Below are 22,348 nucleotides of genomic sequence, written 5' to 3'. Positions count from 1 at the left end.
CTATCCAATCATGAAAGTCAATTCTGCTTCCGCCACTTTTTTCCCATCAACATAGGCAATTCCTTTGCCGATGCCAGCTGCAGATTTCACTTTGATTATTTCTACTTCTAAGATCAAGGTATCGCCTGGTGTTACTTTTTTTCTGAATTTCGCTTTGTCTAAACCGCCAAAGTAGGCAGTTTTCCCACGAAAATCTTCCAATGATAGCAATGCCACAGCACCTGCTTGTGCCATTGCTTCCACGATCAATACTCCGGGCATCACTGGTTCATGGGGAAAATGACCTTGGAAAAACGGCTCATTGATAGTAACGTTTTTCTTCGCAACGACCCGTTTGCCTTCTTCTAACTCCTCTACCCGATCCACTAAAAGCATCGGATAACGATGAGGGATGATTTCTTTGATTTCTTGAATCGTTAATGCGCTCATTGCTTTACCCTTCTTTCACACGGAATAATGGTTGATTGTATTCAACGATTTGTTCGCTTTCAACCAAGACTTCAACTAATTCGCCATCGACGTCGCTGACGATTTCATTCATGACTTTCATCGCTTCAACGATACAGAGAATATCACCTTTTTTCACGTGATCGCCGATTTGTTTGAAGTTGTCTTTATCAGGACTTGGTTTCAAATAAACGACACCCACTAATGGAGAGACAACTTCTTTGCCCTCTAAAACAGGTTTTGCCGTTTCTACTGTGTCCGGTGTTGCTGAGACAGCAGGCGTTGGTGCAACAGGAGTTGGCGCAGCATTCGCTGCAGGAGCAGATGCAGGTGCAGTGGATGCACTTTGTAGCCCACTTGTCGTATTTTTATTAAAATAAAGTTCAAATGTCTCTTTTTTTAATTGAAGCTCAGTTAACGTCGATTGATCGAATTGGCTGAGCAGCTCTTTTACCTCATGTGTTTCCAATTACGCTTCCTCCCAACGTTTCAGCAAGATCACTGCATTATGACCGCCAAACCCAAGTGAATTACTCATGGCATAGGTCAATTCTGCTGGTTGGCTTTGATTGATAACAACGTTCAAGTCGATCTCAGGATCTTGTTCTGTCACGTTGATGGTTGGTGGAATAAATTGATGTTGTAATGCTAATAGTGAAGCAATGGCTTCGATTCCACCAGCCGCCCCAAGCAAATGACCAGTCATTGACTTTGTACTGCTGACATATGGTTTTTTATAGTCTTCGCCCAATCCGTATTGGATCGATGTCGCTTCTGCACTGTCATTGGCAGGCGTGCTTGTACCGTGGGCATTGATGTAGCCAACTTCAGCCGGGGTGATCGATGCTTCTTGCATCGCCAATTTCATTGCTTTTCCAGCACCTGATCCATCTGGATTTGGCGCAGTCATATGGTAGGCATCACAGTTCGCACCATACCCTACGACTTCACCTAAAATCGTTGCCCCACGTTTTTGCGCATGCGCCAATGATTCTAAAATGAAGACACCAGCGCCTTCACCCATGACAAACCCACTACGATTTTTATCAAACGGAACGGAAGCTTTGTCAGGGTCTGATTCAGTGGTTAACGCCGTCAGAGACGCAAAACCAGCGATACCGATTTCACAGATCGTCGCTTCTGAACCACCAGCGATCATGACATCTGCGTAGCCATGCTTGATGTTCCGAAAAGCTTCACCGATTGAATGGGTACCAGAAGCACAGGCGGAAACAGTCGTCGTACAAATGCCTTTCGCACCTACCCGTAATGCAATGTTGCCGGCAACCATATTTACGATCGACATCGGTACGAACATTGGTGATACCCGATTTGCTCCTTTGTCATGCATCCGAATCACTTGGTCTTGAATCGTTGGCAAGCCGCCGATCCCTGAACCTACCATCACGCCAAAACGATCCACATCAATGGTTTCTGTATCTAACTTCGCCATTTCCATCGCTTCTAACGCCGCATAAATTCCATAAATGGAAAAAAGATCCATCCGCTTCGTATCTTTTTTAACGAAGTACTTTTCTAACGGAAAATCTTTGACTTCAGCGGCAACTGAGATCCCTGTTGCTTCTGCGTCAAATTTTGTAATCGGGCCGATGCCGTTGGTCCCGTTTTGTAAACTTGCTAAAAATGTTTCTGGGTCATTTCCGATTGGAGAAGTGACGCCGTATCCTGTAACTACTACTCGATTCATCTATTCTTCCTCCTACCCTTGCATTGCCATCCCGCCGTCAACACTGATCACCTGACCAGTGATGTAGGGGCTTTTTGCTAAAAAGACTGCTGTTTGCGCAACATCCTGTGTGGAACCAAAACGCTGTAATGGAATATTTGCCAATGATTGTTCTTTGACTTTATCCGACAGCACTTCAGTCATCTCTGTTTCGATAAATCCTGGGGCGATCGCATTGCAGGTGATCCCCCGAGCGGCACCTTCACGAGCGGCAGATTTCGTAAAACCGATCACGCCAGCTTTACTTGCCGCATAGTTGGCTTGCCCGATATTTCCCGTCAAGCCGACCACACTCGTCAAATTGATGATGCGGCCTTCTCGCAGCTTCATCATTTTTTTCAACGCGTGCTGCGTCATATTGAAGGTACCAGTCAAATTGATTTTGATCACTGAATCAAAATCTTCGGGTTTCATTCTCAACAATAATTTGTCATTCGTGATCCCGGCATTATTGACTAAAATGTGGATCGGTCCGACTGCCGCTTCTGCTTCTAAAAGCATGGCTGCCGCTTGATCAAAATCAGAAATGTCCCCATTGATCGCTACACATTTCACGCCGTAGCTGGTGATGCGATCGATCAGTGACTGGGGAATTTCTTTTCGTCCATTTAAAACGATATTCGCTCCTTCTTTGGCAAAGGCTTCCGCGATGGTAAAACCGATCCCTCGCGAGCTACCAGTTACAAAGACGTTTCTATTTTGCAGATCCATAAATTCCTCCTAGTTGAATCGGGCTAGTGTATCTGCCAACGTTTGGCTATCTTCTACACGCGCAGTCTGGATTTCTTTGTCTATTTTCTTCATAAAACCGCTCAATACTTTTCCTGGTCCGATCTCGATGACTTGTTGGATGCCAAGCTGCTTCAGTGTCGCAATGCTTTCGTAAAAACGCACTGGCGATTTCACTTGCAGCGTCAACAGTTCCTTGATTTGGTCTTGCTGCATTGGCTGCGCGGTCGTATTGCTGATGACAGGTACTTGTAACTCATCAAAGGTGATTTGAGCTAATTCCTGTGCTAATTGCTGCGATGCGGGTTCCAACAAAGCAGTATGGAAAGGACCGCTGACATTTAAAGGAATCACCCGTTTGGTTCCAGCAGCTTGTAACAATTCCACCGCTTTATCCACTGCCGGCGCTTCACCGCCAATGACGATCTGCTGCGGCGTATTGTAATTCGCTGGTGTCACGATCCCCACTTGACTTGCTTCTTTACAGATTTCTTCAATCGTTTCAGCGGGTGTGTTCATCACAGCGACCATTTTCCCAACACCTGCTGGCGCCGCACTTGCCATATACCGACCGCGCTTTTGCACCAATGCGACTGCTGTCTGGAAATCAAGTGCACCACTAGCGACTAGGGCTGTATATTCGCCTAAACTCAAGCCAGCAACAGCATCTGCTTTGATTCCTTGCGCATCCAAAAGTCGCCAAAAAGCCGTACTTACCGTTAAGATGGCAGGCTGCGTATATTCCGTCTGGTTTAAACGTTCGTTTTCAGTAAAGCATAGCTCGGCCATATCATATCCTAGAATGGTGCTGGCTTGTTCAAACGTCTCACGAACGATGGCTTCTTGGTGATAGAGCTCTTCTCCCATTTGGGGGTACTGTGCGCCTTGACCGCTAAATAAAAAGGCTGTCTTCATCTTGCACTCCTTCATTACTTTGATCGTTGTCGTTGGAGAACATGGCTTCTTGCAGTTCGTCTATGAATCAGCAAAAACACGTTCTTAAAAAGGAAAGGCTAGGCTGTCTGCCTAGCCTTTGTTTTATGCTTGTTGTTTTTCTACATATTTAACTAGATCTTCAACGGTTGTGATACCATCTTCTGTTTCGATCTTCACATCGAATTCATCTTCGATCTCGTTAATGATTTGGAAAAGATCCAAGCTGTCTGCTTCTAAATCTTCTTGGATGTTTGTGTTCAATTTGATTTCTTCTTTTTCTTTTCCTAATTCTTCTGCTACGATTTCTTGAATTTTTTCGAATACCATGTGTATATTCCTCCAATGTGTTTTTCAATAGTAATTTTGTTTCGTGAACAAGTTATAAGGTGGCTAACATAGTTCCCCATGTCAATCCGCCGCCAAAACCTGAGAACACCACTTTTTGACCACTGCCAAGTGACAGTGTACCTCGTTTGATTTCTTCATCTAGCAATAACGGAATCGAGGCTGCCGAAGTATTGCCATAATCTTGCATATTTTGCAAAAATTTCTCACGGGGCTGCTTCAGCTTGCGAGCAACTTTGTCTAAAATACGTGAATTTGCTTGGTGAAGCAAAAAATAATCGATTGCTTCATCTTGTATCAGATCATTGATCGAGGCGACCACATCACGCGTCGCAAAATCAAAGATTTCTCGTCCAATCATTTGCATACAAGCACTATACGCCGGAGCGTTTTGTGAAAAAGGATTCTCATTCGTTCGAAAACCAGATGTTAAGGACATGCCTCGCGTCCCATCTGCTTTTAAAGACTCTTTGAGCAAATGCTGCTCTGAAGATGCTTCCAGCAATAGACCGCCGGCACCATCTCCGAATAAAACAGCCGTCGAACGGTCGTTCCAATCCAAGACTTTTGAAAGTACTTCTCCACCGATGACCAATCCTTTTTTAGCGCCCGTTCGAATCAGTTTTTCAGCCATAGACAATGCATACACGAAACCAGCACATGCTGCACTGATATCAAAAGCAAAGGCATTGACTGCCCCAATCGCCCCTTGGACTTGGCAAGCAACCGCAGGTGTATTGAAATCCGGTGTGATCGTCGCTACCAAGATAAAATCTAGACTTTCTGCTGAAAGCTGAGCATCTTGCAAGAGCGTTTGAGCGACGCGAATACAAAGGTCTGAAGTGTTTTCGCCAACAGCGACTCTTCTTCGTTTGATTCCCGTGCGAGAATGGATCCATTCATCTGAAGTATCCATCAAATTTGATAGATCATCATTTGTTACGATTTTTTCTGGAACATAACTTGCAGTCGCGGTAATTTTTCCAAACATATTCATCCATTATTCTCACTTATAATCTTGTAAAAAGTCATGCAGATTTTTCAGTGCTTTCAACAGTGCCTGTTCCTCTTCAGGAGACATCTGACTCAAGACACCTTTCACCATCTCACGATGAAAATGCTGATGAACACGATAAAGGAGTTTTCCTTTTTTCGTCAAACCTAGTTTGACGACTCGCCGATCATCTTCACTGCGAATCCGTTCTACATATTCTTTTTTCACCAAACGATTGATCGCGATGGTCAAAGTCCCAACAGTGATCGAAAGCTCTTTGGCAACTTCAGTCGTGGTCTTTTTTTTGTACATCCCGATGGCTTCGATGGTATGCATTTCGGTAATTGAAAGGTCTTTGAATTGAGATTTTTTCAATTCAGATTCTTCAATCACTAAGATGTCATTAAAGACGCTGACTAAGTAGTCATTAACTGTTTCTAAATTGGGTTCCATAACCTTCACCATCCGAATACTTTGATAATCAAATCATTTGATAGTCAAACTATATCGGAAGTTATTGAGAAATGCAAGAATTTTTTCGAACTTTTTTTATTTTTAAGCGCATTTTTATTTAAGAATTGATTTTCTAAGATTTTAAAAGCTGCGAGTTGACAAAATAATCCGTTTCCGTTATAGAGAAATTTCCTTTGAATGTCAAAGTTTATCATTTTGTTGCCTCCACTCTATTTCTAATTTTTTCTTGTCGATAGCCAACAAACGTTGCTCTCTTACGCTTCATCTGCTACTCTTTGAAGGAAGGAGAGGAACGATCGATGAATCCGAACAAAGAGTTTCTAAAAAACAAAGCAAATGCACTGCCTGAAAAGCCTGGTGTTTATTTAATGAAAGATCAGCACAACGAAGTCTTGTATGTAGGAAAAGCCAAATCATTGAAACAGCGTGTCGTTTCTTACTTCCGAAAAAATCAGCAGCATGCCAATAAGGTGCTTCGACTTGTCTATAATGTCGTTGATTTTGAAACGATCGAAACAGATACAGAATTGGATGCACTATTACTTGAATGTCGTTTGATCCAAGCTTTTCATCCTATCTACAACCGACAAATGAACCATTCAGCCAACTATTGCTTTGTTGACTTGACGAATCATACCTTCACGATCACTCAAACACCACAAATTGGCAGTTATGGTCCCTTTCGGCAAACAAAAAAATTGCCAGCATTGTTTCAAGTATTGTCAGAAACCTTTCAATTGCCGACTGTCAACGAACTGACGCTATTGACCTTGCGTAAGCAACTCCCTCAAATGGATGCGTATCCCTTGGAACAGAAGTGGCGAGAAATCGGCTGTTTTTTTGCAGGAAAGAAGACCGACTGTTTTTCACTCCTTAAAAAACGCTTAGCATATCTGATTGATCACCTATTGTTTGAACAAGCTAGTGTACTGCAGCGCCAGATCCATTTAGCACAAAGCTTTTACCAAGAAATCGTGAGGGTCAATCAGTTTAATCAAGAACCAGAAGTGATTTTTTCTATTCTCCTTGACTTAGAGGAGCCAGGATCACAGACGACTCAAATCAAATACTATCAAGTTAGCTTTGGCAAGTTGATCCAAACAAACATTCTTTCTCCCGAGGAAACATTCCAGCCACTCCCGCCAGCAAGCGCTGCGCTTCCTTTAGCCCCGGAAGATCTCGATCCATTAGGGATCATCCTTAATCACTTGTATCGCCAAGAAAAAGCAGCAGATAAATAAAAAACAGCAAGCCCAAGTAGGCTTGCTGTTTAGAAATGAGAAAGCGACGACGAACGTCCCACTCATTCTTATTGGATCAAATCATAGATTTCCATGGCTACAATATCAACATTATCAAATTGATAAGATTGACTTGATTCTGCTTCCGTTAATTCAAACGTTTCTGTCGAATTGTCATAAGTAACGGTACATTTTTCGACGCCTTCTTTTTCAAAACGACGTACTTGAACTTCATTGTCTTGCGCTTCGACCATCGCTTCTAAACGTTTGATGATAGCGACTAATTGCGAACTTTTCATTCGTAAGCCTCCTTTTTCTGTCCGTTATATTGTATCAAAACATCCTCTATCTTGCATTGATTTTTCGTATTTTTTTTGTCATTTTAAGATTTTTTTCCATCTTGCCACCAAAGTTTAATCAGCGCCTGCGTTCCGTCATTTTCGAAGCCTTTTTCAGCTAACTGATCATACAATTTTTTAGCTAAAGCGGTGCTTGGCAAATCCAATCCCATCTTCTTGGCCTCATCCAAAGCGATCCCCAAATCTTTGATGAAATGTTTGACAAAAAAGCCTGGAGAATAATCCTCTTTTAGGATACGAGGACTGTAATTCGTCATGGACCAATTGGCTGCCCCACCGCCAGAAAGCGTGTCAATCACTCGTGGTAAATCAAGACCGGCTTGATTCGCATAGACCAGCATTTCTGTCATCCCCGTCATGGTTCCGGCAATCATGATCTGATTGGCCATTTTCGTATGCTGACCTTTCCCTGCCCCTCCTTGAAGTTGAAACGTCTTACCTAATACTTCAAAAAGTGGTTTTACTTGTTGGTAAGCTTCTTCATCGCCACCAACCATGATTGTTAGCGTAGCGTTTCTCGCACCAAGATCCCCACCAGAAACTGGCGCATCGATACTCGCTGCTCCTTTTTCCTTCGCTGTCTGGTAGATTCGTTCTGCCAAATCAGGTGTACTGGTGGTAAAATCCACCAATGTTTTGCCCGTCACAGCCGTTTGAAAAATCCCTTGAGGCCCATAGTAAACCTCTTCAACGTCGGATGGATAACCAACCATTGTAAAGATGATTTCACTTTCTGATGCAACTTCTGTTGGGGTGTCACACCAAATTGCTCCATTCGCAACGAGTTCATCAGTTTTTTCTTTCGTCCGATTGTAAACATTCACTGTATGTCCTGCAGCTAAGAGATGACCAACCATCGCTTGACCCATGACACCAGTACCGATAAATCCTAATTTCATGCAGATCCCTCCAAAATAAAAAAGTTCATGTCTTTAGTATACGCTAAAAACATGAACTTGCGAAAATTTTCTGTTTAATCGATCGTTCGGCGAAAGGCCTTTAATTTTACTTTGAATTTTTCTAGCGTCTGCTCGGTTTCTTTTTCGATGCGTTCTGTTTCATAATAAGCGACCATGTCATGGTAGAAAGATAGCATCGACTCACCGAAGCGCAATGCCGAGATCTCGTACATTTTTCTAGCAAGAACTTCGGGATCAGCAGGAATCTTTCGTTCATAATAATCAATAAATGCTTTTGCGAAATCCCGATCACTCTCATAGGTGACGCCTAAAGACGGATCGTCAATCAAGGTATTTAAGTAGTCATTGCCTTCAACGACTAATGGCGTTCCAGCAGCCATTGCTTCCGTGTAAGTCAGTCCTTGTGTTTCTGATGTGGATGCACTTACGAAGTAATCCGCAGCGTGGTAATAGATCGCCACTTTATCGTTTGCCACTTCGCCGACAAATTGAACATGGTCAGATAGAGCCATATCCACCACTTTTTCTTCTAATTTTTCTTTATGCGGACCTTTCCCAACGATCACTAATTGCGCATCAGGAATCTTCGTTAAAATTTCTGGCATGCCGTCGATGATTGCTTGGATATTCTTTTCATAAGAAATACGACTGAGGGAAAGCAGCATGGGTTGATTCTCAGTGATGCCCAATTTCTCCCGCAATTCTTTTTTCATGTCAGTTGTAATATCCGGTCGGCGAAACTTCTCAACTTCGATCCCTGTGGGGATGATCCGCATTGGTGAAACCACACCATACCCTCTCAGCGTATCAATGACTCGTTCACTTGGACAAACAACACCTGTCGAGTGGTTGGCAAATAGCCGTGAAAGATATTTCACGTGAGATGGTCGTAAGACCTTTCCGTTTGCGATGTAGTGCAAGTAATCTTCATACATTGTATGGTAGGTATGGATCACAGGAATCTGCAATTTACGCCCCACCATTTTCCCCAACATCCCAGAACCAAACTCTGTATGGGTATGGATCAATTCCAATTCTAATTCTTTGGCGATCAAATAGGCATACAACATGCCGCGAACCACGATTCGCCGATCTTTGAAGGACACAAACGGGACACTTGGCATGCGAATGATATCTTCTTCATCCAGATCAGCATTTGGATCGGTCGTTGTAAAGATATACACTTTATGGCCTTTTTTCTCAAGCTCTTCTTTCAATGTCTTGATCGATGTCGCCACACCACTTACCTGGGGGAAGTAGGTGTCTGTAAAAAATCCGATTTTCAAAACGGTACCTCCAAACTTTACATTAGTTTCTTCATTCCGTATTCATCACTTTTGTATAAACCTCTTGTAATTTAAACCCAATTTCATCAATACTCTTTTGCTTTGCTGTTTCATAACCCGCTTCACTCAATGGTGGTAACGTGCCTTCCACGATTCCTTTGATTTTCTCAATAAATCCTTCATTGGTTTTTTCCATGTATGCATTGCGCCCATTACTTAGCCACCCTTTATAAACAGGAATATCCCGAACAAGCACATTTTGGCGGCTGGCTAACGCCTCAAGGACTACGATCCCTTCTGTTTCTTCATAAGAAGGAAAGAAGAATAAATCGGCAGCGGAATATGCGCCTTCGATAATGTCTCCTTTGATATAACCTGGAAACAACACATTTTCTGGATGGTCTTCATTGACGAGGTCGCGGATCTGTTTAGGAATCGTCATCATTGGTGTATGACCAAACCAGATAAACGTATACTCAGGCAACTGTCTAGCTATCTCTACAAAATCAAGAATGCCTTTTCGTTCAAAAAATAAACCGACGGATATAATGACTTTTTGATCTGGTAAGAGATTGAAATACTCGCGAAAGGCTTTTTCTTTCTCTTGATCCGGCTGATATTTGTCAAGATCGATGCCGTTTGAGATCGCTTCGATCGGTACTTGGATACCATACCCTTCCAAAAGTTCTTTCGAATAAGGAGTCGGGGTGATCAACTGATCGGCTCTAGAATAAAGATTGATCAAATATTTTTTATATAATGGCGAAAGCTGATTTGAGCCGATAAATGAATTCCGAAAATCCTCTTCTGTAGAATGGGCATGGTAAATCACTTTTTTCCCTTGTCTTTTGGCTTTGTTGACCATGTGCATACTATTGATCCCATACGTGTTGATATGAAGGATATCATAGTCCTCATCATTTTTATCAAGAGTAAAAGGAATCCCGACAGATGCCAGTGCTCGTTGCTGATGGGCCAACGCTCGACCGATACCTGATTTAGCTAATAATTTTTCTCCTTCAAAATAAAGAAGTACTTTCAAAGATGATTCCTCCTTGGAAATGCTTATATCTGATATTAGTATACCATAGGCAATCGGAGACATACTCCTACCATGGTCCTAGATTTTGTTCCCCATTTAATCATGATACGTGAAAAACTTACGGAATCATAGCTTTATACAAAGATATGACAAAATTGTTCGTTTTCTGAAAAAACGAGCAGGCTATTGCAAGTCAAATCGAACAAGAAGGCTTCTTATAACAAAAAAAAAAGCAACAAGCAAAATTGCTTGTTGCCTAGAAATGATTAGTTTACATACTGTTCGATTAGCTCAACAACTTCTTCCATTGTATCGCAATCTTCTAAAGCACGTTTTGCTAATTCTTGCATGTCAGTCGTTGACAAGCGTTTCATTAAGCTACGTGTTTTCAGAACAGATGTTGCACTCATTGAGAACTCATCTAAGCCCATACCTACAAGAAGCGGCACAGCAGTTTGATCGCCCGCCATTTCTCCACACATACCAGCCCATTTGCCTTCAGCATGCGCTGAGTCGATCACGTTTTTGATCAAACGTAAAATTGATGGGTTGTATGGTTGGTACAAGTAAGACACGCGCTCGTTCATGCGGTCTGCAGCCATGGTGTATTGGATCAAGTCATTGGTACCAATACTGAAGAAGTCAACTTCCTTCGCAAACTTGTCTGCTAAGACAGCAGCTGCTGGAATTTCGATCATGATTCCGACTTGGATCTCGTTAGAAACCTCAACGCCTTCGTCAATCAATTTTTGACGCTCTTCTTCATACATTTTCTTCGCAGTACGGAACTCTTTCAATGTTGCCACCATTGGGAACATGATACGTAAGTTGCCGTGAGCAGAAGCACGTAACAACGCACGAAGTTGGGTACGGAACATGTCATCCCCAAGTTCAGATAAGCTGATACGCAATGCACGATAGCCTAAGAAAGGATTCATTTCATGAGGCAATTTTAGGTAAGGAAGTTCTTTATCGCCACCGATATCCATTGTACGGACAACCACTGGTTTGCCAGCCATTCCTTCTAAAACTGCTTTGTATGCTTTGTATTGGTCTTCTTCTGTTGGGAAATCAGGAGAATCCATGTACAAGAATTCAGTACGGTATAAACCGACTGCTTCTGCACCATTGTTGTGGACACCTTCTAAATCTTTTGGCGTTCCAATGTTCGCAGCTAATTCAAAGTGCTTGCCATCAGCGGTAACTGTTTCAGCATCTTTTAATTTTTCCCATTCTGCTTTTTGTTCTGCGTAGGCTTTCCCAGCTTCAACAAATTCAGCTGCTTGGTCATCTGTCGGGTTGACGATAACGTCACCGATAATACCGTTAACAGCTAAGATGTCGCCCGCTTTCACTTTTGCAGTGATCTCCATTGTTCCAACGATTGCTGGGATTTCAAGAGAACGTGCCATGATAGCGGAATGAGAAGTACGTCCACCGATATCTGTTACAAAAGCTTTTACAAAGTTGCGGTCTAATTGTGCAGTATCACTTGGTGTCAAGTCATGCGCAACAACGACTACTTCTTCGTTGATCATTGAAGGATTAGGCAAAGTCACATTCAGCAAATGCGCCAAGATACGTTTTGCGACATCTTTAATGTCAGCTGCCCGTTCTTGCATGTAAGCATTGTCATCCATTGCTTCAAACATACCAATATACATGTCAGTAACTTCTTTCAACGCAGCTTCTGCATTGACTTTGTTATCTGTCACGTTTTGTTTGATTTGACCAATCATCTCAGGATCTGAAAGAACCATTAAATGAGCATCAAATACTTGTGCTTCTGCTTCACCTAAAGTTTGCGCTGCTTTGTCACGGATTTGTTGTAATTCCGCTGTTGACTTCGCTAACGCATCATCTAAGCGTGCTTCCTCTGCTGCAGTATCTTCAACTGATACTTTTGAAAAAGATAAATCAGGTTGTACTAACAGGTAGGCTTTCGCAACGGCTACACCATCACTAGCAGCAATTCCTTTTAGCATCTCAACCATTATTCAGACAAACCTTCTTTTTTCATTGTTTCTACGATTGCAGCGATTGCATCTGCTTCGTCAGCACCTTCAGCAGTGATAGTTACATCAGAACCTTGGCCAACGCCTAATGACATTACGCCCATGATTGATTTAAGGTTTACTGATTTACCTTTGTACTCTAAGTTGATATCAGAGTTGAATTTGCTTGCTGTTTGAACCAATAATGTAGCTGGACGTGCGTGAATCCCTGTCTCAGCAACTACGTGAAAATCTTTCTTTTCCATATTGATCAATCTCCTTTATGATACGTTTTTTTGTGTGAAGGCAAAATTTCCATGCATGCAATGACACCCGAAAAAAATCGCCCTTTCAACTGTTAAGATTACCATTTTTTTCCTCGATAGACAACCGTTTTCTCTTAAATAAACGATTGAAATAAATGTCCTATTTATTTTCTTGCACATAACGGTAGATGATCTTCCCATTTAAGCCCGCTTCTCCGACAAAAGAAGACCGATCTTCCAACTGGAGCCAGACATCTCTAAACGCCAGGAATTCTGGCTGTTGGACAATCAATTCTTGGATCTCTCCATTGCGCAAACGCGTTATTTCTGAAGCAAAATCTCTGTTCTCCATCCTCAATTCTCACCTCTTTCTTTCTATTATAATGGAATTACTTTTTATTTAAAAGACGCTTCTGCTAATGAAAGAGCGGCAAAAATTTTTGCGAGTAAAATTCTTGCAGTCTGACAAAAAGTTAGTATAATAGAATTATGGTCAGTAAAGGTCAATAACACATTACCTCGAAGATGACCGTTTCTATGCACACAGCCCCTTTTCTTTTACAAGTGTAAAAAAGCGCCGTAAAATAAGGGTGTTGGAACAAATATGAAAGGTCGTGAATCTATGCTTTGTCAAAATTGCGGTAAAAATGAAGCGTCTATTCATTTATATGCCAGTGTCAATGGTCAAAGAAAACAACTCGATTATTGTCAAAGTTGTTACCAAAAATTAAAAGCTCAATCTGGGAATGCTGCAGCTTCAATGGCGCAAGATCCTTTTGGATTCGGCAATATTGATGATCTATTTCGTCAAATGTCTCGCCAGATGCAGCAAGGAAATACCCCTTATGAACAAACCCCTCCGACGCAAACCGGTGGTAACGGTTTTGTCGGCGGTCAGCCTCCACGCAATAACCAAGCACCTGCAGGTCTGTTAGGAGAATACGGTATCAATATTACCCAAATGGCTCGTGATGGCGAAGTCGATCCAGTCGTTGGTCGTGATTCAGAGATCAAACGAGTGATTGAGATCCTTAATCGTCGAACAAAAAACAACCCTGTGCTTATTGGTGAACCTGGGGTTGGGAAAACTGCCGTCGTTGAAGGGTTAGCCCAAAAAATCGTTGATGGTGATGTACCACAAAAACTGATGGACAAAGAAGTCATTCGTTTGGACGTTGCGTCTCTTGTTCAAGGCACAGGTATTCGTGGACAATTTGAAGAACGCATCCAAAAATTGATTGAAGAAATCAAGCAAGCAGAAAACGTGATTTTGTTTATTGATGAAGTTCATGAAATCGTTGGCGCTGGTGCAGCTGGCGACGGAAATATGGATGCTGGAAACATCTTAAAACCAGCTCTTGCCCGTGGAGAACTACAAATGGTCGGAGCAACGACGTTAAATGAATACCGCATCATCGAAAAAGATGCTGCTTTAGAACGCCGTTTGCAACCAGTACGTGTGGATGAACCTTCTGTGGAAGAAACGATCCGTATCTTAAAAGGTTTGCAACCACGTTATGAAGATTATCATCATGTGAAATATACTGATGAAGCGATCGCAGCTGCCGCTACCCTTTCTAACCGATACATCCAAGACCGATTCTTGCCTGATAAAGCAATCGATCTACTAGATGAAACAGGTTCTAAGAAAAACTTGACGATCCAAATCGTTGATCCAAAAACGATCGAAAAGAAATTACAAGAAGCAGAAGAACAAAAACAAGCTGCCTCTCGAGAAGAAGATTTCGAAAAAGCTGCTTACTATCGCGATCAAATCAATAAATTGCAAAAAATGAAGGAACGCCAAATCAGCGAAGAAGAAACGCCAGTCATTACCGAAAAAGACATGGAACAAATCGTTGAAGAACGGACAAATATTCCAGTTGGTGAATTGAAAGAAAAAGAACAAACGCAATTGAAAAATCTTGCGGATGACTTGAAAGCTAAAGTTATCGGACAAGATGAAGCGATCGATAAAGTAGCCAAAGCGATCCGCAGAAATCGGGTCGGTTTAGGCAAACAAAATCGTCCAATTGGCTCTTTCCTATTCGTCGGGCCAACCGGCGTCGGGAAAACCGAATTAGCAAAACAATTAGCCTATGAGATGTTTGGTTCTGAAGAATCGATGATTCGTTTCGATATGTCAGAATACATGGAAAAACACAGTGTATCCAAACTGATTGGCTCTCCTCCTGGTTACGTTGGCTATGAAGAAGCGGGTCAATTGACTGAAAAAGTTCGTCGGAATCCATATAGCCTGATTTTATTAGACGAAGTGGAAAAAGCCCATCCTGATGTATTGCATATGTTCTTGCAAATTCTCGATGATGGTCGTTTGACGGATGCCCAAGGACGTACGGTCAGCTTTAAAGATACGCTGATCATCATGACTAGTAATGCGGGAACCGGCAAAGTTGAAGCCAACGTTGGCTTTGGCGCAGCGCATGAAGGCATCACTCGTTCCGTGTTAAATCAATTGAACAATTACTTTACGCCAGAATTTCTCAATCGCTTTGACGGGATCATCGAATTCAAGGCACTTAGCAAGGAAAACTTGTTATCGATCGTGTCCCTTATGCTGCATGATGTCAATCAAACACTTAGTCATCAAAAATTGCATATCGATGTTCCACAAGACGTGCAAGAAAAACTGGTCGATCTAGGTTACAGTGCAACGATGGGTGCTCGCCCATTGCGCAGGACCATCCAAGATCAAATCGAAGACGGGATTGCTGAATATTATCTTGAGCATCCTCAAGTTCGTCAATTAAAAGCACAATTGGAGGATTCCGATAAAATCGTTGTAACTTCAGCCGAATCCTCTGCACTTCCTGAAGAAACACCTTCTGCTGAAGAGGAAAAACCATCGGAAACAGATGAGCAATAACGTGTCAAAACGGTGACCAAACCGTTCGTTTTGCCAGACAACCATGTTTTGCCAAAAAATTGGGTAATTCCGAGTTGTCTGGCTTTTCTTTTGAAAAAAAACGACCTATAATGTTATTAATAAATACATAGAATGTGAGGTGAGTCTGGTGAAATTAATCAACGTTACAAATAGCCATTCTCGACTAGTATTGAATCAACTTGAAAATACCGATGCAGAACTTGTAAAGGTTTACACTGCCGGAGACACGACCGTGATCTTTACCTCAGCGCCGAACCACAATGAAATTTTGCTGATCAATAAAAAACGGAATATTCGCCCGACGGAAGTAGAAGAAATCAAAAATTACTTCTTGAAAAAATTACCTGATGGCTCCTATGATCCTGCTACGATCTCTGTGATCCAAATGCCCGAAGTGGTAGAAATCTCCATCAAAAAAACGTTGTCTTCCTCACGTTAGCTTTGCCTAATCACGTGTTTAAAAAATATCTATAAAAGGTGACTGTCGCAGCCCTCTTTTATAGATATCTTTTTTTGTCTTCTCTCCTCCTTCTTTCGCCTAGTACTTCGACCAACGCTACCTGATAGTCAAGCAAAAAAAGAGAGCGTTACGCTCTCTTTTTCAAGTATATTTATTAGAAATCATCGACTGGATCATCACATGTAGATTGTGCCAATCCTTGGTACTATGAACATTGCCAAAAAATGTAAATTTCTGTGACTCATTATGGATCAGCACGCCATCAGAAACCAGTATGTCTGAGTCTCCTAAGTTCGAACTAAAGTGAATCACATTTTCATTGTAAATTTTCAATAGTTTGTTCTTAATGACCGGAATATATTCAGGGTGGTTCAAAAGAGAAATACCAATGCGAATCGGTTCCTCTTTTTGGATAGGTAAATAAGATGCTGTAATCTGAGCGATTTTCCTTAAGAAAAGGGCTTCTTTTTCTATTACAAACAAATGGCGCTGCAAGACGGTCGCAATCAGCTCCTCCACCTCTAATACGCGTTCGTTCGTAGAGGACAAATCTTCAGTAGATACAAAACTATCCAAAAAGAGATGAAGACAGCCCCATGTATTCATCACTAATTCATAGGTAAGAAACGCTTCGATCGCTTTGGAAAGATCATACTTTTGCGACAAGACAGCCACAACATCGGCAGAAAATTCGACCAATGGATTCCCCGAGAGGTTTCGCAGCTGTTTCCCCAAAAGAAGTTTCTCTTGATCCGAGATCGTTTCAGGTATGAAGAGAAAAACCCAGAAATGATAAAAAATCTGTTCTTTCTCGATATCTTGCTGACTTCTGATCGGCAGCAGCTTGATCACTTGCTTTTCCCCATTGAGTTGCTTGATTTGCTCATAAATAGCGATGGAAGCTTCGTCTAATTCATTGACGATATAGCCCCTCAACACCGCATTCTCAATGATTGAAAACATAATGTCGTGCTTCACTTTTGTAGTTTTCAACGGCTCATATTCTTTCGCAGCTAATTCAACGCTTGCACGGGTGCGCTGATTGATGTAAACATTGCAAGCCATGATCTCAACTAAATAATGGTACATCCGCACACAAGGCTCTGCCCCTGTCAGATCAATGGAATCTGTGTTGTTATTGATAGTAATCGGGACATTTTGGATAACCAGCATTTTTTTCAGATAGCTGATCAATTTATAACAATAAGAAATACTAAAAATCAATTCTTCTGAGATGTCCACCATACGGGTCTTTCTTTTTCTTAACAAATAGGATAATAGACGATAATAAGGAGATTCTAAGAAATACTTCTTCTTTAGATTCACAAAAATATGCAGGCTTTGTTCTTCGTTTAATTCTCGTGACAAATAAACGGTTCTCTTTTTCAACAAAAAAATAGACTCGTCAAAGGTCGTAAACTCTCTCATATCTTCGGCGATTTCATTGATCAATATTTTCACCTGATACAAAGATTTGTTTATCGTTTCACATATTTTATCAAGAGACAGCTGCTTCTCCAAAATGATATTTCTAATAATAGTTAATTTATCTACTTGTTTTTTGGTTAAATAAAACCTATACAACTTTTCTATATACTCCAAAATTTTTTACCCGCCTTATTTAAAAAGTATCCTAGTTTCCAATTATAGTAAAATAAACTTAAATTTGAGCCTCTTTTTTCATTAAACGGACAATTTTAATAAAAACTTCAGAAAAATCCCCGCTTCTTTCAAACAGTACGGGTGTAAAAAACTTGTGAAACGATTCTTACCTTTTGTAACAAAAAAGTATTGGAAACCATTAAAAAGATCCTGTGAATTAGCGGTTTCCATAAACTTAGAAAAAATTCATATTCTTTCATTGATTGGTAAGTGACTTGGAGAGTAAAATCATTTTCTAGCTGGACAAACTTCTTTGAGGAATCAAGTTCATTTCAAAGAGCTTGTAATAAAATATCTTCTCTTTTTAGCCAGCAATCTTTGTATTCATAAATGTTGATGATCGACAATTCATCACTCATCTCATTAATTGACCGCATAATTTCTTCATCATCCGAATCAACATTGCCAATGACATGCAAATCATAATGAATACCAGATTTATCCACGCACTCAACGATATAACTGATGACATCTCCCCAAAAATGTTCCAATCGATGCGTGCCTCCTGCTTTTTCTAGCCTTGAACGTTCAGCGATACACAAAACGCTTTTCGAAGAGTATTGCAAGATGTTGATTTCCCCTAGTGATTCTGCTAAGTAGTCAAGAACCGATTGACGATCATCCTCTTGATCCACAATTAAATTTCTCTCTAAAATCGTGTTCGTCTTGTTGCTGAAAAAGCGCACAGTCAACATGGTAGCATTCTTTTGTCCACTGAAATTTATTCTGGTTTGCAGCATTTTGATTCACTCCTTAAAAGAACTTTGATCCTCTGCTATTAAGGATATAGTAAGAACCAGCTGATTTTTATCGTCTTTTTTTCAAAAAAACTACAAATAAAATAATCATTGTCACTCTTTTTCTTTCTACTAACTAAAAGACCTGACGATTAGAAACGAGGGCAACTTCATAAAATTAAGAAAGACAAAAAAACTCTTTCAAAGCTTTCTTCAAAGAGTCTGATTGTATATTCCTAAAAAATTATGCTTCCTATTAAAATCTAGGGTTCATGAGATAGCCATCCCACACAGTTAGTTTTTTTGAGATTTCTTTATAATGAAACAAACATGAACGTTTATTAACACAGGAGTACCCCTTGATGTCTCTGTCGCTTGAAGCTAGAAGAATTGTAGGTGCAGATTACTAATTGAATGAAAACGTTAATTGATATTTTTTCATAAGTAACTTCGATATACCTATCCAATAGGAACGCATAAATAGAATCATACTTTTCAATCCCCACCCTACTCAACTGTTCATACGCGTAAAGCTACTGCCAACATAGTTTATTAAAAACGATAGAAAGTTGGTTTTTATTGAATTGCAGGGGTTCACTAAAGAAATATTAAACATGAATTTTCAGAACTGGTTTCTCTGACAGCGACTGATTCAGAGCAAATTCTCAGAGACTACGAATAACATTTTTTTCGTTTTTTAGGTCCAATCCTAGTTGGAACGACAATTCTTTCAACTCTGAGAAGACTTTGACTTAAAATAAAAGCCAAAATATAATCCTGCAACAAATTTACTTTCATAGTGATTATTACCGAATTGATAATTCATAGACAGAAAGATCGGTCGACTTGATAATCAACATCATTTGACCACTAGAATATTTTATTAAATTATTGTATAAAAAAATCAGTTTAATAAAATACTTTCTACTTTTTCATTAAAAATAGCGAAAAAACGGATAATAACATAATACACCATCATTGTATACTTTATTTAAGCAGTAAATCATCTGCAAAAATTAAAGTGAGGTTTTATTATGAAAAAAGTTATTTTGGGTACTACATTCATTGCATCTTTGTTGTTAGCCGGAGGAGTCAACGCGTTTGCCAATACCATACCCGCCTCAGAAGAGATTCAGATTGACATTGTTTATGGAGATGCAACATTCGAGTTTAATGAGATCTCTTTGACAGCACCAGTTATTAGTGAAAGTATATTTGAAGGACCTGTTGAAGGGACTATAAATGTAGGTGGTACTTTGACCAATTTAACTGCTTCTCAAGTAAGAGTTAATTTTGATGTTAACGCGCCTGATGACTTTGATGGAATCGTTGATGGAATCGTTGTCGACGCTACTAATCTTAACCCTTTAACTGCTGCCCCCGTTGATACTGCTTCCATTCCTGAAGGAACAGAAATAACTTTTACAATCAAACAAGAATTTGCACAAGCTTTTGCTGCATTAGAAGAAGGTGATGAGAAACCTATAATTACAATAAGAGCACAAGAAGATAATCCTGATAACGGTGACAATCTATCACTATAAATTTTAAAAGGAATAATTTCATGAATCATACATTCAAACACAGAAATCCGTTTCTAAGGATTTCTGTGTTGCTTCTCTTACTGACACTGATCAGCAATACAAACATCCGTAATGCAAATGCCGATGAGACGACGAACTCACTGAAACTTACTCTGAGAGAAACGGAGTACAAAATTTCAGATAATACCTTGAGTATTTCTCCGGAAAAGGAGACGGCGTATACTGTTGAAATTTTACTAGAAAATGTTGGATCTGGTGACTCATCCATTGTTGTCACGCCTTACACCTCTACTGCTCTCTCACGAGAATCAGCTATCATCTATAGCGATGACTTGACTTTACTGCTAGATGATAAGTATAACTTTTCAAATTATGCATTGATCGAATCAGAAGCATTAGATGACGATGATCAAATCGAGATTCTCCCAAATGAATCCGTTCTTGTGACCGTTACAATCACTCTTCCAGAGGAGCCTGCACGTGAAGGAACCGTGATGGGGGCAATCAATTTTAGTCAGATCATGGGTCTTGAAACAGCAGAAGATTCAGTTGGTATCAAATCTGTGTATGAGTCACTTATTTTTATCAACTTACTTTTTAGTGAAGTGGAAGAGATCAAAGATGTCGTTTATGAAGACTTCTCCTTTGTTGCGCTTCAAGATACGGCAAACCTACAATTTTACGCACTCAACTATAATCCTATTTTAGGCAACTTGAACAACGCTCTTTACGAACTAATAAATCCAAATGGAGAAACAATTGCCTCTGGAGAGTTAGCAGATTCCGTTCTTTTAACGCCGTTAACCAAATCAAGAATGCAGATCCCTTTAATAGACGATAGTGAACTTATTGAAGGAGAATACCGTTTAACTATAGAAACAACTAGAAAAGCGATCACGACTACTTTTTCTTATGAGAAAGAAGACTTGGATAACTTCAAAAAAGAGAACCGTCCAACGAACACTGCCGATGGTCAGACAAATAATCAAATCCTTATCTGGATCATCTTTGTTCTCGTTGCAGCGTTGGCAGCTGCAGGCATCTATATTTTTAAATCAAAAAGAAAAAGAGAGGGCTAGTGTTGTGACCCCAAAAGTTAGCTTTTAGGACTAACTTTTGGAGGTCGCTTCAAAGCTCCTTTTTTTAGTACCACCAATTAGTCACAAACTTGTTCCAGCAAAAGCACTTATCACCTAGTATTAGAAAAAGATGTGCAAAAAAACCGCTCCTATTCAGCTAAGCGGTTTTTCCTACACTGGTTTTAAATATATCTTTTATCAAAAATCACTTCTCCTGCAAAAATTGTCGCTATCTCGTACTGGCGTTCCTCCTCTAAACGATCCTCATGGACAGTATCATCATTGATATTCTCAAGTGATTCTTCTTGGCTGAATGAATCATTATCTAATGAGTCTTCTTCCTCTGGGCGCTCGGATTCATCTTCAATGCCATTGTCTTCTTGCTTTTCATCCTCTTGGTCTTCATCTGTCAAGTTTTCATCTGGAATCTCTTCTTTTTCCTCATCCGTCTGATTCATTTTTATATCTTTCGTAAAGGTCTCAGAATCATCAATTGCTGTAAACGTGACTGATAGGTAGTACTCAGAGTTGGCATCAAGATATTCCTTTATGTTCAATGTTGCGGCTACATTAAGAATCATTGATGCTTCATCAGTATCCTCAATCTGAATGATCTTCTCTTCCGAACCGTTCACGCTGTTTAATTCTGCTGAAAATGCTTCTCCGACAGCCGTGATCGTTACGCTAAAAGCACCTTCACTGCCGTTTCTATCGACAGACAGCTGAAGATCTTGTGTGGTTTTCAACAAATAATAGTGTTCGTCCTTAAAGTCAATCGTGTTCAAATCAAAAATCAAAGTTTCGGAAACCTCATCAGCTGCAGCCTCTATTGTTGGAAAGAAAAATATCGCCGAAAATATGAATAACAAACTTTTTAGCACTACATGGTCCCCTTTCTGGTTTCAGAAATCACTTTTATTTAATAAATAATCATTTGCTTTAGCAAAATCGATAGATAGATAACTGTAAACTAGCAATAAGACTAATTCATTTTTTGAGTCGCGAAGCCATGGTACACCAACTGAAAACTTAAACCATCTGTTAGAAGTGCTTCAAATGAAGTTTCAAGGGCAATCACCGATTCATGCTCAGATAAAGAAAGCTTAGGCTTCACTAGTAGCATCTGACAAAAAGAACATGTCCCTCGATCAAATGATTAAACGACCTCTATCACTGGC

The 22,348-nt window shown here is 40.4% G+C and carries 23 protein-coding genes; 5 read left to right on the top strand and 18 right to left on the bottom strand.

Going from position 1 to position 22,348, the window contains the following annotated elements:
• From fabZ to fabT, 8 genes are all read right to left on the bottom strand, one after another.
• Positions 1-429, bottom strand: a complete 429-nt coding sequence (fabZ, locus tag IGI82_RS08065) for a 3-hydroxyacyl-ACP dehydratase FabZ (protein WP_005225895.1) — start codon at positions 427-429, stop codon at positions 1-3.
• A gap of 4 nt (positions 430-433) precedes the next feature.
• A complete protein-coding gene (gene accB, locus IGI82_RS08060; RefSeq protein ID WP_438842021.1) occupies positions 434-916 on the bottom strand; it encodes an acetyl-CoA carboxylase biotin carboxyl carrier protein in 483 nt (160 codons plus the stop codon).
• Positions 917-2,155 carry a beta-ketoacyl-ACP synthase II gene (gene fabF / locus IGI82_RS08055; RefSeq protein ID WP_005235583.1) on the bottom strand — a complete coding sequence of 413 codons (1,239 nt, stop codon included), beginning with the start codon at positions 2,153-2,155 and terminating at the stop codon, positions 917-919.
• 12 nt (positions 2,156-2,167) lie between these two features.
• The gene (fabG, locus tag IGI82_RS08050) at positions 2,168-2,905 is read right to left on the bottom strand and encodes a 3-oxoacyl-[acyl-carrier-protein] reductase (protein WP_008378189.1); all 738 of its coding nucleotides are present in this window, start codon (positions 2,903-2,905) and stop codon (positions 2,168-2,170) included.
• A gap of 9 nt (positions 2,906-2,914) precedes the next feature.
• Positions 2,915-3,838 carry an ACP S-malonyltransferase gene (gene fabD / locus IGI82_RS08045; RefSeq protein WP_005225891.1) on the bottom strand — a complete coding sequence of 308 codons (924 nt, stop codon included), beginning with the start codon at positions 3,836-3,838 and terminating at the stop codon, positions 2,915-2,917.
• Positions 3,839-3,961: 123 nt separating this feature from the next.
• The gene (locus IGI82_RS08040) at positions 3,962-4,186 is read right to left on the bottom strand and encodes an acyl carrier protein (RefSeq protein WP_005225890.1); all 225 of its coding nucleotides are present in this window, start codon (positions 4,184-4,186) and stop codon (positions 3,962-3,964) included.
• A 52-nt stretch (positions 4,187-4,238) separates the two neighbouring features.
• Entirely contained in the window at positions 4,239-5,201 is a 963-nt protein-coding gene (locus IGI82_RS08035) for a beta-ketoacyl-ACP synthase III (protein WP_005235580.1), read from the bottom strand.
• A gap of 9 nt (positions 5,202-5,210) precedes the next feature.
• Positions 5,211-5,651 carry a fatty acid biosynthesis transcriptional regulator FabT gene (gene fabT / locus IGI82_RS08030; RefSeq protein WP_008378199.1) on the bottom strand — a complete coding sequence of 147 codons (441 nt, stop codon included), beginning with the start codon at positions 5,649-5,651 and terminating at the stop codon, positions 5,211-5,213.
• Between the two features lie 320 nt (positions 5,652-5,971).
• On the opposite strand from fabT, the gene IGI82_RS08025 reads away from it, so the two are divergent.
• The gene (locus IGI82_RS08025) at positions 5,972-6,913 is read left to right on the top strand and encodes a GIY-YIG nuclease family protein (RefSeq protein WP_438842020.1); all 942 of its coding nucleotides are present in this window, start codon (positions 5,972-5,974) and stop codon (positions 6,911-6,913) included.
• Between the two features lie 68 nt (positions 6,914-6,981).
• On the opposite strand, the gene IGI82_RS08020 is transcribed toward IGI82_RS08025, so the two are convergent.
• The 7 genes from IGI82_RS08020 to IGI82_RS07990 form a co-directional block, all read right to left on the bottom strand.
• Positions 6,982-7,212, bottom strand: a complete 231-nt coding sequence (locus IGI82_RS08020) for a YkuJ family protein (RefSeq protein WP_005225886.1) — start codon at positions 7,210-7,212, stop codon at positions 6,982-6,984.
• Between the two features lie 83 nt (positions 7,213-7,295).
• On the bottom strand, positions 7,296-8,171 hold the full coding sequence (locus tag IGI82_RS08015) for an NAD(P)-dependent oxidoreductase (protein ID WP_016610191.1): 876 nt from the start codon (positions 8,169-8,171) through the stop codon (positions 7,296-7,298).
• A 74-nt stretch (positions 8,172-8,245) separates the two neighbouring features.
• Positions 8,246-9,478 (bottom strand): glycosyltransferase family 4 protein, encoded by a 1,233-nt coding sequence (locus IGI82_RS08010; RefSeq protein ID WP_005225884.1) that lies wholly within the window; start codon positions 9,476-9,478, stop codon positions 8,246-8,248.
• A 31-nt stretch (positions 9,479-9,509) separates the two neighbouring features.
• Positions 9,510-10,520: a glycosyltransferase gene (locus IGI82_RS08005; RefSeq protein ID WP_087627382.1), complete on the bottom strand. Its 1,011-nt coding sequence runs from the start codon at positions 10,518-10,520 to the stop codon at positions 9,510-9,512.
• A 266-nt stretch (positions 10,521-10,786) separates the two neighbouring features.
• Complete coding sequence (gene ptsP / locus IGI82_RS08000; protein WP_005225882.1) at positions 10,787-12,514, bottom strand: phosphoenolpyruvate--protein phosphotransferase; 1,728 nt, start codon at positions 12,512-12,514, stop codon at positions 10,787-10,789.
• A complete protein-coding gene (locus tag IGI82_RS07995; RefSeq protein ID WP_003126335.1) occupies positions 12,514-12,780 on the bottom strand; it encodes a phosphocarrier protein HPr in 267 nt (88 codons plus the stop codon). The genes ptsP and IGI82_RS07995 overlap by 1 nt, the downstream gene beginning before the upstream one ends.
• 160 nt (positions 12,781-12,940) lie before the next feature.
• Complete coding sequence (locus IGI82_RS07990) at positions 12,941-13,132, bottom strand: hypothetical protein (protein ID WP_005225880.1); 192 nt, start codon at positions 13,130-13,132, stop codon at positions 12,941-12,943.
• A 270-nt stretch (positions 13,133-13,402) separates the two neighbouring features.
• Here IGI82_RS07990 and IGI82_RS07985 point away from each other — a divergent pair, with 270 nt between their 5' ends.
• Together IGI82_RS07985 and IGI82_RS07980 are read left to right on the top strand one after the other, a co-directional pair.
• Positions 13,403-15,667: an AAA family ATPase gene (locus tag IGI82_RS07985; RefSeq protein WP_438842599.1), complete on the top strand. Its 2,265-nt coding sequence runs from the start codon at positions 13,403-13,405 to the stop codon at positions 15,665-15,667.
• A gap of 148 nt (positions 15,668-15,815) precedes the next feature.
• Entirely contained in the window at positions 15,816-16,127 is a 312-nt protein-coding gene (locus IGI82_RS07980) for a DUF1827 family protein (RefSeq protein ID WP_005225878.1), read from the top strand.
• 162 nt (positions 16,128-16,289) lie between these two features.
• Here the strand turns inward: IGI82_RS07980 and IGI82_RS07975 are convergent, their stop codons facing one another.
• Positions 16,290-17,609 (bottom strand): helix-turn-helix domain-containing protein, encoded by a 1,320-nt coding sequence (locus IGI82_RS07975; RefSeq protein ID WP_438842598.1) that lies wholly within the window; start codon positions 17,607-17,609, stop codon positions 16,290-16,292.
• Positions 17,610-18,082: 473 nt separating this feature from the next.
• A complete protein-coding gene (locus IGI82_RS07970; protein WP_438842019.1) occupies positions 18,083-18,550 on the bottom strand; it encodes a hypothetical protein in 468 nt (155 codons plus the stop codon).
• A gap of 1,031 nt (positions 18,551-19,581) precedes the next feature.
• On the opposite strand from IGI82_RS07970, the gene IGI82_RS07965 reads away from it, so the two are divergent.
• Together IGI82_RS07965 and IGI82_RS07960 are read left to right on the top strand one after the other, a co-directional pair.
• Positions 19,582-20,091 carry a hypothetical protein gene (locus IGI82_RS07965; RefSeq protein ID WP_016610200.1) on the top strand — a complete coding sequence of 170 codons (510 nt, stop codon included), beginning with the start codon at positions 19,582-19,584 and terminating at the stop codon, positions 20,089-20,091.
• Positions 20,092-20,111: 20 nt separating this feature from the next.
• Positions 20,112-21,170 (top strand): hypothetical protein, encoded by a 1,059-nt coding sequence (locus IGI82_RS07960; RefSeq protein WP_438842018.1) that lies wholly within the window; start codon positions 20,112-20,114, stop codon positions 21,168-21,170.
• Positions 21,171-21,352: 182 nt separating this feature from the next.
• On the opposite strand, the gene IGI82_RS07955 is transcribed toward IGI82_RS07960, so the two are convergent.
• Positions 21,353-21,967: a hypothetical protein gene (locus IGI82_RS07955; RefSeq protein ID WP_438842017.1), complete on the bottom strand. Its 615-nt coding sequence runs from the start codon at positions 21,965-21,967 to the stop codon at positions 21,353-21,355.
• Between the last annotated feature and the right edge of the window lie 381 nt (positions 21,968-22,348).

This window comes from Enterococcus sp. AZ067, from assembly GCF_051715005.1.
GTDB lineage: Bacteria > Bacillota > Bacilli > Lactobacillales > Enterococcaceae > Enterococcus_D > Enterococcus_D casseliflavus.
This window is presented reverse-complemented; position numbering and strand designations above follow the sequence as displayed.